At 44.8% G+C, this 12,648-nt stretch carries 11 protein-coding genes; 1 reads left to right on the top strand and 10 read right to left on the bottom strand.

The genetic code is table 11. The annotated features are described in order from the left end of the window. Window positions 1-146: 146 nt before the first annotated feature. The 9 genes from EO93_RS08190 to EO93_RS08155 all read right to left on the bottom strand — a co-directional run bounded on the left by EO93_RS08190 (window position 147) and on the right by EO93_RS08155 (window position 10,030). Window positions 147-959, bottom strand: a complete 813-nt coding sequence (locus EO93_RS08190; RefSeq protein WP_052733513.1) for a DUF1638 domain-containing protein — start codon at window positions 957-959, stop codon at window positions 147-149. Between the two features lie 337 nt (window positions 960-1,296). After that, complete coding sequence (locus EO93_RS08185; RefSeq protein ID WP_048161975.1) at window positions 1,297-2,175, bottom strand: methylenetetrahydrofolate reductase; 879 nt, start codon at window positions 2,173-2,175, stop codon at window positions 1,297-1,299. Between the two features lie 24 nt (window positions 2,176-2,199). Further along, on the bottom strand, window positions 2,200-2,814 hold the full coding sequence (locus EO93_RS08180) for a methylenetetrahydrofolate reductase C-terminal domain-containing protein (RefSeq protein WP_048161973.1): 615 nt from the start codon (window positions 2,812-2,814) through the stop codon (window positions 2,200-2,202). Window positions 2,815-2,816: 2 nt separating this feature from the next. Beyond that, complete coding sequence (gene folP / locus EO93_RS08175; protein WP_048132949.1) at window positions 2,817-4,043, bottom strand: dihydropteroate synthase; 1,227 nt, start codon at window positions 4,041-4,043, stop codon at window positions 2,817-2,819. 79 nt (window positions 4,044-4,122) lie between these two features. Further along, window positions 4,123-4,332 (bottom strand): hypothetical protein, encoded by a 210-nt coding sequence (locus tag EO93_RS17375; protein WP_156161265.1) that lies wholly within the window; start codon window positions 4,330-4,332, stop codon window positions 4,123-4,125. Between the two features lie 1,095 nt (window positions 4,333-5,427). Continuing rightward, window positions 5,428-6,291, bottom strand: coding sequence for a bifunctional methylenetetrahydrofolate dehydrogenase/methenyltetrahydrofolate cyclohydrolase (locus EO93_RS08170; RefSeq protein ID WP_048132944.1), 864 nt, complete (start codon window positions 6,289-6,291; stop codon window positions 5,428-5,430). A 25-nt stretch (window positions 6,292-6,316) separates the two neighbouring features. Then, window positions 6,317-7,555: a bifunctional serine hydroxymethyltransferase/L-allo-threonine aldolase gene (gene glyA, locus EO93_RS08165; RefSeq protein WP_048161972.1), complete on the bottom strand. Its 1,239-nt coding sequence runs from the start codon at window positions 7,553-7,555 to the stop codon at window positions 6,317-6,319. 671 nt (window positions 7,556-8,226) lie between these two features. Then, window positions 8,227-8,835, bottom strand: coding sequence for a phosphoribosylglycinamide formyltransferase (gene purN / locus EO93_RS08160; protein WP_048132942.1), 609 nt, complete (start codon window positions 8,833-8,835; stop codon window positions 8,227-8,229). 208 nt (window positions 8,836-9,043) lie between these two features. Next, window positions 9,044-10,030 (bottom strand): transcriptional regulator, encoded by a 987-nt coding sequence (locus tag EO93_RS08155; protein WP_048161970.1) that lies wholly within the window; start codon window positions 10,028-10,030, stop codon window positions 9,044-9,046. A gap of 156 nt (window positions 10,031-10,186) precedes the next feature. Between EO93_RS08155 and EO93_RS08150 the strand changes: the two genes are divergently transcribed. Then, window positions 10,187-11,473, top strand: a complete 1,287-nt coding sequence (locus tag EO93_RS08150; protein ID WP_048161969.1) for a tRNA(Ile)(2)-agmatinylcytidine synthase — start codon at window positions 10,187-10,189, stop codon at window positions 11,471-11,473. Between the two features lie 116 nt (window positions 11,474-11,589). Here EO93_RS08150 and EO93_RS08145 read toward each other — a convergent pair whose 3' ends face one another. After that, window positions 11,590-12,360 carry an NAD+ synthase gene (locus tag EO93_RS08145; RefSeq protein WP_048161967.1) on the bottom strand — a complete coding sequence of 257 codons (771 nt, stop codon included), beginning with the start codon at window positions 12,358-12,360 and terminating at the stop codon, window positions 11,590-11,592. Window positions 12,361-12,648 lie beyond the last annotated feature (288 nt).

The raw sequence follows: 12,648 nt of genomic DNA, 5'->3' as shown, positions 1-12,648 counted from the left end.
CCAAAGGCTCCGGAAAACCCCTACGGCAGGATGAAAAACTTTGAAATGAGGAAATCCCCCCTGGAAAAATTAACCTGATAAACTAAAAGGGACTTAACGATAGCTCAAAATCGGACCTGAAATAACTTTTTCCAGAGGGGCTATATTCAGACAGTTGCCGTAAGCGAATGCTTCAGTTCACTGTAACACATTTCGAAGATAGCCTGATCAGTTTCGATTTCTGTAATTCCAAACCCATAGAAAGCTGCAAATTCCCTTGCCCTGGAATCGAAATTCTGCTGATAGTTTAAGCCGGTATTAATCTTTGCTACTTGAGTATATCTGGCAGCCCGAAATACCAGCTTTGACTCTTCAAGATTTTCCAGGCTCCGGGCAAACCCATTAGCTACGACCATTTTTTCCCAGTTGGCAGCCCACATGGGAGTAATCATGAAAACCCTTTCGCCCCCGAAACCCTTTATTTTTTCCACGAAAGCTCTTTTGCCCCCCAGGGTCGCACAGATGCAGTCATCAACGATGTTTCCTTCGGGGTCCCTGAGCAATGCGAGAGGACATTCAAGATACTTGAAATCGTCCTCAATATCTTTGAGCAAGTTACCGCAAAGCCCATAGAACAAAAGCATCCCGTCTGAGAAGAGCGACATCCTCAGAATCGCATCATATACGTTCGTTTTCAGCATAGTACGCTTTTTTCCCATGCCAACGACTTCAAGGATGTTGAGCACAAGCATGAGGCCCTCGCCGTCCACATGCTTCACATCCTTAAGGCACCTGTGCGCCTCGACATTATTGAGAGTCAATTCCCGGCAGGGACAGCCAATTTCACCAAACTTCCGTACAATGTCCTCCGAACTCCCGTTTTTCAGTATTAGAACTTCATCCACCTCTTCATCATGCTCCACGAGATGAACAATTTCATCCTCAAAGATTTTGCATGATATGATACCCATTATCCTCATTGTGACCTCCTTATCTGGTCCCCTGGCTCTGGAAAAACTCTAAATTCACCAGCAAATCCAGATTCCAGAAAGAAACAGAAAAACACCCATCACCAACACCCCAAAAAACCCACACCAGATACAATAAATTAAGGGCAGTGTCGATTATAATGTATTTCCTGTGAGTATTTAAAAGTAGGTAAATAGAACGATGTAAGAAGTATACAAAAAAGAAGTATACAAAGAAATTTTTTATAAAAAAAGAAGACAGCGGCACAAAATACACAGAATAGGAAGCCTTAGCACTGGAAGAAAAAGAGAAGAAACCTCCCGTTTAAAGGGAATTTTTGGGATTCCTTTATTTTCCTGAAATTCCTGCCATTGAAAGCAATCTCGGAGTGTTTTTGTGAGATCCGATTGGCATAATGTGAACCCCTCGGGAAAGTTTCGTCAGTTCTTTTATAGTATCGGAAGCTATCGAAAGACCTTCTTCTATAGGGGAAGATGCATCTTTCATCCGAAGCATGATTTCTTCAGGCACATGAATTCCTGAGATGTTTTTATTCATATATTCAGCCATACTCAGGGATTTGAGAGGAATCAAACCTGCAATTACAGGTACCTCAAGATGGTTTACTGCTTCAATAAACTCCTCGAACATGCCCACATCATACACAGCCTGCGTCTGGATAAAATCGGCTCCGCACTTGACCTTTTTTTCAAGCTTTATTAGCTGCAAGGTATTTTTAGGATCTATGCCTGAGACTGCGCCTGCACAAAAAGAAGTGCCTCCATCCAGACTTTTTCCTGCAAAATCAATGCCTGAATCAAGCTTCCTGACGAGTTCAATGAGCTGTACGGAGTCAAGGTCATAAACGGGTTTTGAGCCCGGATGGTCTCCACAGGTAGGATGATCCCCGGTCATCAAGCAGATGTTCCGGATTCCCAGAGCGTATGCTCCCAGAAGATCGGATTGAAGCCCGATTCTGTTCCTGTCCCGACAGGTAAGCTGCATGATAGGTTCATGTCCCTGATCGAGCAAAAGCTTGCTGAAAGCCAGTGAACTCATGTGCATAATTGAACACTGATTATCAGTAACGTTCAGAGCGTCTGCAACACCTTTTAACTGGCAGGCATCTTCCAGGGGAGCTGAAAACCTGGTCCCCTTGGGGGGAGAGACTTCAACAGTAACCAGAAATTTCCTGGAGTTCAGTTTTTCACGAAAATTAAAAAGCATTAAATAAGAATATTAGGAATGAAATTATTTAAAACCATGCTCCTTGGGGGCATGGATAACGTAAAGAAGGTCAAGCCTGTTGATCCTTTTCAAACGTTCATAGATAAGAGCCCATACACAATTCATCTCCCTGTTGACCTCACACATTCCTTCCACTGCCCCTCCGCAGGGCCCATTAAGAAGAGCTTTCGGGCATTGAGATTTCGGGCAGAGACCACCATATTCACTTATGGTACAGTCCCCGCACATAACACACTGGTTGAAAAGAAGCTTGCCTCCGCTGGAGCCGCCAAGTGAAAGAGTGTTGTTCGAACCGTATATAGGCAAATCAACAACACTGGCAACAGCAGAAACTCCACTGCCACACCCCATAACAAGAATACAACGCGCTTCCTTTATTTTCTCGTTTTTCTCAGCCAGAGATTCAAAGGACCGGATACTGCAGGCTGCAGTTGGAAGAGCCCAACCTACCACGTGCTTTCCGCTCTCTTCAAGCCGCCTGCACATCTCAAGGACTTCAGGTTCTCCTCCAGTCTTCAGTTTTGCAGCACATACGTTGCATCCGACAACAAAGATATCGTCCTCATCTTTTAACAGGTAAAGGATTTCTTCAAAGGGTTTTGCTGAAGTTATGATCATAATTACCTCAAATATCGGTATTCCAGATTAGTCCGATTTGAAATACATTCGCGGATCATTTCTGCAATAACTGGGAGGGAACGGGCCTGCCCATCCAGTTTTCTGGCAAGGCGTTCAAATTGCAGCAGGGTACCCATCACAAGCACGTCAGTAGTTTCCGTTTCATGGGAAACTGCGTCTCTTGCAAGGGCTGCATCTCCTCCCCTTGCAAGCATCTCCTGTTTTATAATCAGAGCTTCCGTGGTTGTAAGGTTCCTGATCTTTAACATAAGGTGGATGCATTTTCCCTGCATTACCTGCGAACCGACTCGTGTAGCTCCGATATTCCTCATTGCAATACATGCGTCCTGAGGGGTTTTTACATCAAGCACCGAAACCTCATACCTGCCCTCCTTTACAACACTTGTCCGGCTTCGCAGGGCTCCTGAAAGCTTAATAACGTCAGAAGTCTCGGGTACATCATGTGTACGGATAATATGTGCACCCTTGTAAACCGCAATTGCTGCTGCAGCCAGACTGCCGTAGAGCCTTTCAGCCGCAGGTTTTCCAAGCACGTCTCCTATGAAGGACTTCCTTGAAAGGGCTGCAAGCAAAGGTTTTTCAAAAATATTCAGGCGCTCGAAATCATCCAGGGTTTCAAAATCATACATAGACAGCTTTTCTTCTGTCCACCTGCCTATTGCAGGGTCAAGGATAAGGCTTTCAGGCACTATACCTCCAGCCTCTGCAGCCTGTATAATGGAGTCAAGTGCTTCAATAATGGAATCCATTCCCAGAGGGTCTCCGGGAATTTTATTCGAAGCCATAACCACAGCCGGACAGCCGTGATCGGCCACCACTTCTATCATTCGAGGGTCTGCTGTAAAACCGGAAACATCGTTTATGACATCTGCCCCTCTTTTGAGAGCCTCTTCTGCGATTTCAGAAAACATCGTATCAACGGAAATTACCGCATCCACATTGCCTTCCAGTGCTTCAAGTACAGGAATTAAACGCTCAAGTTCTTCTTTTCTGCTGATAGGTTCTGCAAAGAGCCACGTTGACCGAGCACCCAGATCCAGGAAAGTTGCTCCGTCCTCAACCATTTTCCGAGCGACCCCAAGTGCAGATTCCGGGCTTGAAATCGAACCTTTGTAAAAAGACTCAGGGCTCACGTTAATAATGCCCATTACATGTGCAGGATATTGATCTCCCACTTTTATACCACAGATATCAGTATTAACTACCATTTTTGACAACCAGGCTATATCGCTTTTAACTCAGTTGGCGCAACAGCGCTTGATAAATATGAGTAAGCAAACAATTTACTCAAACAACAACTACCGTATTTTTAAACAATAATGGAATTTGAAGCATGAAATTTGGAACCGATCTGCAGATGTCTTTATTTCCGTAAAGAAATACCCTCAGCAGCATTTCGTTGGATCGTAACTGCAAGCGCTGTTCATTCAACCATCCGCTAACATTCCCTGAAAAAGCCTTTTCTGCCCCATCACCTGAAAGGCTTCCTGCAGGCAAGAAAAAACAAAACAATTTTTCCGGCTGCGAAGCTGAACACTGGAGGACTTGAAAAGGAACTGGGGGATGCAAGTCCGGTTAAGTTTAAGAGCTTCAGGAGTTCAGGCCTCCTGAGACCTTATATATGGAAGGGGATAGAGTTTAAGGTTATGGGAAATACGTTTTTAACTGGAGTGATTTTTCCACTGTAATTATCGATAATGGATAATTACAATCAGAATTCCGGATAATGTGTTATCTAACTGAATATATGCAATTATGGAAAACGGGCGGAGTATCACTGGAACTCAATGCCATCAACGTATATCAGGTAGATTTGTTTAGAGATTACAAATAACTCATTTTAGCGCCCGGATATTTTATGAAAACCTGACTATTTAATTAAGACTTCATAAACCATTTTTATTATTTATTGATGGCAGACAGGATTATAGTAAAATAGGCTTCAATGATACATAAAAATATTGATGTGTAGAATTCTGTTACCACAATTAGGCAAACTTTACTGAGGATTAATAAAAAGTATATATAAGAATCAAATGTGATATCCCAAATTGACATGCGAAAGAAAACAGAGTAAAATCACCAAATAGGATGCAATAAAAAAACAAATTTACTTGTCCTGATACTAAAAGATTGAGAAGATTATTTTGTGCCTAATCCACAATTAAAGAAGCATCAGAATAAAAGACCCGGAAGCATCAGAATAAAAGACCCGGCAAAAGTTTTAAAAAATTCGAGTAAAAAATTTGGTAGTCCCCTGCTACATGGCTGATATTTTGGTATGAAAGCTCCAGCAAGGCTATTGATCTCGTAATTATCTACGGTACGCAGGCGGGCTCAAGCTTTGCGCGGCGCGTGGAAAGAAAGAATAAGAGATGCCATTTGCGGTCATTCAGGAATAATACCTACCAATTAATCAGGGAGCACAAATAAAAAATAAAATGAGAAAAAGCTGTGAACTACCACTACCTAAAACTTTAGCCCGATGGCTCAAGTTTATGAAAATTGACGGCTTTCATCCCCCGCCTGCCAGCTCGGACAAATCCGAAATATCGAGGAAGGGGACTTCCAGCCTTATGTTAAAATAGAGATTTAAAGGCTTTTCTCTGCACACCTGAGCACATGCTTCATGAGCATGGCAATTGTCATGGGACCTACGCCGCCGGGGACAGGAGTTACAAGAGAAGCTTTTTTGATTACGTTTTCAAAGTCAACATCCCCGTACACACCGTCTTCTTCTTTGGTGATTCCCACGTCAAAGATTACAGCCCCTTCTTTAACCATGTCTGCTTTGATAAGGTGCTTAACCCCTACCGCAACCACTATGAGATCGGCACCAAGGGTGTACTTCTTCAGGTCATCGGTAAAGATATGGCAGACCGAAACGGTTGCGTTTCTGTTCAGAAGCATTGCTGCCATGGGTTTACCCACAACATTGCTGTGCCCGACAATAACCGCATTTTTACCCTTAACAGGCACATTGTACTCATCAAGTGCCCTGATTATCCCGTGAGGGGTGCAGGGGACAAGACCTTCATCCCCGATCATGAGTTTTCCCATGTTATAGGGGTGAAAACCATCTGCATCCTTTGCAGGAGATATGGCTTCCATTGCTTCCTGCGGAGAGAAATGCTTCGGCAGCGGAAGTTGAAGCAGAATTGCGTGCACATCCCTGTTTTTGTTAAGGGAATCAATAAGGGCAAGAAGTTCTTCCTGGGTGGCTTCTGCCGGAAGAAGGTAATCTTCTGCTTTGATACCCACACGCTCGCAGGCTCTGTGCTTAAGGCGGACGTACATCTTTGATGCAGGGTCGTCACCTACAAGGATTGTAGCAAGCCCGGGGGTAACTCCCCGGTTGCTTTCGAGGTCCTCTACTCCTGACCTCACTTCTTCTTCAACCTGCTGTGCAAGGACTTTTCCATCTATGATCCGTGACTCATAGCTTTCATCTGACAACTGGTAAAACCCCCTATCTCCTCAATTAGCTGTAAATCGGGAACCTTGAACAGAGTTCCCTTACCTTACCATTGACTTCTGACAGCAGAGCATCATTTCCTGCATTCTTGATTGCTGTCTCGATGTAGTCGGCAATCAGTTCCATTTCTTTTTCTTTCATACCCCTTGTGGTACAGGCAGGGGTTCCAAGCCTTACCCCGCTGGTTACAAAGGGGCTGCGAGTCTCGAAAGGAACTGTGTTTTTGTTGGCAATGATTCCGGCTTTGCTCATTGCAGCTTCCGCATCCTTGCCTGTAATGTTCATATTATTAAGATTTACGAGCATAAGGTGGTTATCAGTGCCGCCAGAAACAATATCAAAACCCTTCTGCTTCAAACAGGAACAAAGAACCTTTGCATTCTTTACGGTCTGAGCCTGGTCCTGCCTGAACTGTTCGCTCATGGCTTCCTTAAAGGCGACTGCCTTTGCAGCTATGATATGCATGAGGGGACCGCCCTGAATGCCCGGGAAAACTGCTTTGTTTACCCCCATTGCAAGCTCTTCGGTCCTGGAGATAATCATTCCGCCCCTCGGTCCCCGGAGGGTCTTGTGGGTTGTGGTGGTGACAAAGTCTGCATAAGGCACAGGGCTCGGATGCACGCCTGCAACTACAAGCCCTGCAATGTGGGCAATATCTGCAAGAAGGTAAGCTCCGACTTCATCTGCAATTTCCCTGAACTTCTTGAAATCGATCTCGCGGGGGTAGGCTGAAGCTCCGCATACGATCATTTTCGGTTTGCATTCTTTTGCCAATTTCAGGAGTGCGTCATAGTCCAGGGCTTCTGTCTCTTTGCTGACCCCATAGGGCACGATGTTATAGAGCTTCCCGGAAAAACTTACAGGGCTGCCGTGAGAAAGGTGTCCGCCGTGAGAAAGGTCCATGGACATGATTGTGTCTCCAGGCTGCAGTACAGAGAAGTAGACAGCCATGTTGGAGCCTGAACCTGAGTGAGGCTGGACATTTACGTACTTTGCCCCGAATATTTCCTTTGCCCTGGAAATCGCAAGGTTTTCGGCAACATCAACGAAATCACAGCCACCGTAATAGCGCTTGCCGGAATATCCTTCGGCATACTTATTGGTCATGATTGAGCCCTGGGCTTCCATAACAGCCTTGCTCGCATAATTTTCTGACGCAATCAGGTTCAGTTTGAATTCCTGACGTTCGGCTTCCTTTTCAATAGCCTCGAACAATTCCGGATCAATTTTTTCAATATAAGACATTACTGTCACCTCGTAATCCATGCATTTAAAACTTATTCGAAATCAAGGGTTTCTCGTTAGCGTGAATTGATTAACTGTTAATATGCTTACGATTCTGGTATTTACTTACATCAATGTGTTGAAAGCTGTAAGAACTGCCTGACAAACTGGAAAGCCGGAAGGGCTGAAGGTTCTCAACCGTCCGAACAGTCCTCGATAACCGGGAATTATCAAACAGTTTTACAACCTTCCGGATTGAAAGTAGCTCTAATTGAAGAGAACTCTAATTGAAGAGAACTCTAATTGAAAGGAGTTATAATACTGAGGTTAAGATCCCAGGAAAAATATCCAGAGCATTTTAAGGACTCAGGAGATTCTGGAATATGGAAGGTCTTCAGTTGGCCAGTATAGTTTCGTGTGAGTAATATAATTCAAGTACTTATAACCGTCAGAGTATTAATGAGTATACTAATGGGTAAAATCTATTCCGGTTTGGGACTACATTCGATTTTTGAGCAAGTTCTCAAAACCTATCCCACCGGAAGTTGCCCAATATTAATACTTTATCTTTCGATCCGGACTTCTGCCTTATCTGCTTAGACCTGCCTGATGAAACTAATGCAACCCAGAGTAATGCAATTCCGGGACTTCTGCAGAGTTCCTGATTATTTAAGGGCCATTACTTAAGGGTATTACTTAAGGGCTATTACATTTCTACCCTCAACTTTAAGTTTACCCTCGACAAAGAGCCTGACAGCTTCGGGATAGATAATATGCTCCTGCTCGAGAATCCTGGCAGTGAGAGTTTCGTCGGTATCTTCCGGAAGCACAGGCACGCACTTCTGGAGGATAATAGGCCCGGAGTCGAGTCCTTCATCTACAAAATGTACGGTGCAGCCTGCAACTTTTACTCCGTACTCAAAAGCCTGTTTCTGGGCATGAAGCCCTTTGAAAGCCGGAAGAAGAGAAGGATGTATGTTCAGAACCCTGTGCCTGTATGCCTCAATGATCTCGCTTCCTAAGATCCTGAAATAGCCTGCAAGCAGAAGAAGATCCGTATCATACTGTTTGAGGACATTCAGGATTTCCCTATCGTATCCGGCTCTGTCATGCCCTTCGGGATCAAGAAAAACAGCACTTATTCCGTGTTTTCCTGCACGTTCGAGCGCATAAGCATCGGCCTTGTTGGAGATAACCACATTAACTGCCGCATTTTTTATGTAGCCCTTTTCAATGCTGTCTATGATCGCCTGGAGATTTGAACCCCGTCCGGAAACCAGCACTGCAATCTTTACCGTCATTGAAGCGTTTAGATTGAAACAGTGATATATTAGGTTTTTGCATCTTTGGGGCATCCGTGACAAACTGAGAGCAAATACCCATCAAATAGTTAGAGAGTTCAAGAAGAAGGTATCATTAGCTAGAAGAAGAAGAAGAAGAAGAGGCTCAGAGGAAAAAAGAAAACGTTTTTTAGTCTACCGGTTAGCCAGAAGGGAAGACAAGAGCAGTTTACCCTTCACTCTGGGGTTCCTTACGCTCTTCTATGAACTCAAGGAGTTCCTGAGAATCACTTATCTTGTCAAGTTCTTTCTTTTCGATCAGTACCGTATTTTCGACTGACTTCAGTTTGGAATGCCCGTTAATGATGAACACGGACTGGGTTTCCGTAATGCAAGAAATGCTGCTCATCAGATGAGCCCGTTTGATTACTGTTGTGTTAAACTCGCTGACACCTGTAAGGATAACTGAAGACTTATCCCGTGAGATAGCCTTGAAAGGTGCCTGCGCCGTAGGAAGGACATCATATCCGAGCATTGAAATCGTATTGAGGATCAGGTCTTCCGGCAAAAGCACATTATGTTTTACCTGTGGTTCTTCCTTTTCAGGCTCTGCCTTCTTCCTTGGCTTTCTGCTCCCGCAGGATTTCAGGATATCTATGGGCCTTGCCAGTTCGATCCCGAAAATATCTTCAAGCTGGAGCACGACATCAATGGACGCGTCCATCCCTTCTTCTTCATATTTGCTGATAGTCCTTCTTGAAACTCCTACCATGGAAGCCAGGGTCCCCAGGGACATGGACTGATCCGTCCTTGACTTCCTCAGGAGATCTCCTTCTATTGCAACATAAAGCCCTCCGGGTGCTGCTGAAACCAGAGGCGGGATATTTTCGACAAAGTAGTCATGGAGGGTCTGAACATTTAGGGCAAGGATATCATAGCGCATGTAGACAACACTGTCTTCAAGCATCTGGTCCCTTGTTTTGGCTCCAACAACGATAGCGGAACCTCCGAGATACTCGGCAAGATATTTCATCTCCCGGGCTGTTTCTTCGTTCAGGCCGTCAATGTTAAATAAAACCTTGCAAAGTAATAGTGTTTCATATTTCCGCGCGGCAACATCAAAGCTCCTGGGACGTATATTACATCGGTCAGAGAGTGCAAAACCCGCACGCGATAATACATCAATAATTTGATGTATGAGGACTTCTTTTGTCATTCCAGTATCAATCTCTGTTTGAACATCTATATATATATTTCTCCGACATGGAGAATGTTTACAGGGAGAAAACAAGCCGGAGAATCCCGAAAACTAAGGCATCCCCGCTCCGGAATTGCATAAATATTAAGGGATAAAAATGGATACGGAAAAAAAATGATCATTGGAATTGACGATACAGACTCAAATGAAGGTATGTGCACCACATATCTGGGAGCCCTGCTGCTTGCAGAACTACAGGAATACGGGACTGTAGAAGCCCTGCCCCTCCTTGTGCGCCTGAACCCTACCATTCCTTATAAAACAAGAGGTAACGCAGCAGTAGCCCTGAAACTTAAAACTGACTGTCCTGAAAAAGTAATTGCGCATGTAACAGCCAGAATAGGGGAACTTGCACGCATGGAGTGCGAAAAAACCAATCCTGGAACCGTATTTATTCTGGAGAAAGATTACGAAAACCTCAAACCTGTCCTCATGAGTTTTCTGGAAGAGGCTGTAAAAGAAGTAATCGAAATCAAAAAAGCAAAGGACCTTATTTCGGAGCTCGGGATTGCCTCGAAAAGCTTCAAAAACGGAAGGGGACTTATAGGTGCTCTTGCAGCCTGCGGGGCAATGCTGAACCCTGAGGAGTGGGACTGCACTTTCGAACATCTGGCATACAGGCAGAAGGCAAGATGGGGAACTCTGCGTGATGTTGATAAGGAAAGTTTTTTTGAAGCTGACAGGCAGACATACCCCGGGACCTGGGATACTGTAGATCTTACAAACCGGCTCGTAGTCTGCGTGCCTCGTTCAGGAGACCCTGTATTATTCGGGATCAGAGGAGAAAGTCCTGAGATCGTTAATAAAGCTGCAGCCCTGATCCGGGCAGAGCCTGTTGAGCGCTTTGCCGTGTACAGGACAAACCAGGGAACGGACATGCACCTCCTGCCCGCACAGAATATCGCTGAAATCAGGGACATGCATTCTTACAGGCTTGAAGGTACGGTCTCGACAGCCCCGAAAACCATTGAAGGAGGACACGTTATCTTTGCTGTCCGGGACCGGGAAGGAGACGAAATCGACTGTGCAGCCTTCGAACCAACAAAGAATTTCAGGTCGCTTATCCGAAAATTGGTGCCCGGAGACCAGGTCATCCTTTCAGGAAGTGTCACTTCCGGAACCCTGAACATTGAAAAAATAGAAGTTAAAACTCCTACCCCTATTTACAAGGAAGAGAACCCGAAGTGCCCGGAGTGCGGGAAACACATGAAATCTGCAGGTCAGGGGCAGGGATTCCGCTGCAAAAAGTGCGGGACGCTCTCCCTTTCAAAAGTCAAATATGAGACCGAGAGAGACCTTGAACCAGGGCTCTATGAAGTACCTCCCTGTGCCAGGAGACACCTCGCAAAGCCGCTGGCAAGAGAAAAACGCCAGGATATAAGGCTTCATCCTGCCCGGTGAAGGGAAAGCTGCAACCTTAAATTGCTCAGGTGTTACAACTTAAATTGCTAAAATACTACAAACTTAAATTGTTCAGATCTTTACGCCTGTACCTGTCTTTCCCTCACCTGAGGAACTCAGTACAGTTCCGGCACAGGCGGAACTTTTCTTTTATGCTCGTTTCTTTCAATGCGTCTGGTAACGGAGCTGAGCTGCTCAGCAGAAACCCCGGAAGTCTTCAGAATTTTTTCGGGCCCCAAGCCTTCTTCAAGCATTCTGAGCACCTCATCGACCTTCACGTAAGAAATACCAAGTTCTGCTTCATCGGTCTGACCTGCCCATAACCCCGCAGACGGTTTTTTGGTAATGAGAGGTTCCGGGATTCCAAGCCTGCGGGAAAGCTCCCATACCTCAGTCTTGTAAAGCCCGCCTATAGGTTCAAGGTCAACGCCTCCATCCCCGTACTTCGTGTAGTAGCCAAGAAGGATCTCGGTTTTGTTTCCTGTCCCGAGGACCATGCGGTTCAGCTGGTTTGCGTGGAAGTACAGAAGAGACATCCGGGTTCTTGCCTTCAGGTTGCCTCTGGTGAGCCTGTCTGCAGATTCGCTCTCAGGAACAGCAGCCATGAAAGCCGAGACAATGCCTGAGATGTCAATTGTCCGATACTCAATCCCTAACCAGTCGGCAAGGGTTTTCGCATCTTCGCTCTCAGCAGCAGGAGTGAGGCCGCTTTCGGGCATATGGATGCCAAGAACCCGGTCTTTACCAAGAGCTTTTACAGCAAGAGTTGCGGAAAGGGCGGAATCAATTCCCCCGCTAATTCCTACAACTGCCCCGTTTACACCTGCTTTGCCAGTCTCATTCCGGATAAAATCAATAATCCTGTTCTGTGCTTTTTCAAGGTCCATGCTTTCAAATTCCTGGAATTTTGTGAATCATATGAAATCCGGCTATCTCGAAGTTAAAAATATAATTAAAACTCTAGTTCATCGGAAGGCCTGAATAATATAGTATCTGAAAGGCTTATTCAGATTGTATTAAACAGTTTGATACACAGAAGCTGTAAATATATTAATCTTCCAGAGAAAACAGAGTTAAGGGTAAACTTATTTAATAAATAGAGGATATAGAAGGTTTATCATCCGAACATAATAATAGAAATACTTGAGTATTAAAAGTATTCAGAAATAAAAGTA

Source organism: Methanosarcina sp. 1.H.A.2.2 (genome assembly GCF_000979975.1).
Classification (GTDB): Archaea; Halobacteriota; Methanosarcinia; order Methanosarcinales; family Methanosarcinaceae; genus Methanosarcina.
The sequence above is the reverse complement of the archived record's forward strand: the minus strand, read 5'-3'. Positions and strand labels throughout refer to the sequence as shown.

Coding starts and splice junctions, on each gene's coding strand:
- EO93_RS08185 (WP_048161975.1), bottom strand. CDS start 2,175: ATGCTTTTTAATTTTCGTGAAAAACTGAACTCCAGGAAATTTCTGGTT.
- EO93_RS08150 (WP_048161969.1), top strand. CDS start 10,187: ATGATCATTGGAATTGACGATACAGACTCAAATGAAGGTATGTGCACC.
- EO93_RS08155 (WP_048161970.1), bottom strand. CDS start 10,030: ATGACAAAAGAAGTCCTCATACATCAAATTATTGATGTATTATCGCGT.
- purN (WP_048132942.1), bottom strand. CDS start 8,835: ATGACGGTAAAGATTGCAGTGCTGGTTTCCGGACGGGGTTCAAATCTC.
- EO93_RS08145 (WP_048161967.1), bottom strand. CDS start 12,360: ATGGACCTTGAAAAAGCACAGAACAGGATTATTGATTTTATCCGGAAT.
- folP (WP_048132949.1), bottom strand. CDS start 4,043: ATGGTAGTTAATACTGATATCTGTGGTATAAAAGTGGGAGATCAATAT.
- EO93_RS08190 (WP_052733513.1), bottom strand. CDS start 959: ATGAGGATAATGGGTATCATATCATGCAAAATCTTTGAGGATGAAATT.
- glyA (WP_048161972.1), bottom strand. CDS start 7,555: ATGTCTTATATTGAAAAAATTGATCCGGAATTGTTCGAGGCTATTGAA.
- EO93_RS08180 (WP_048161973.1), bottom strand. CDS start 2,814: ATGATCATAACTTCAGCAAAACCCTTTGAAGAAATCCTTTACCTGTTA.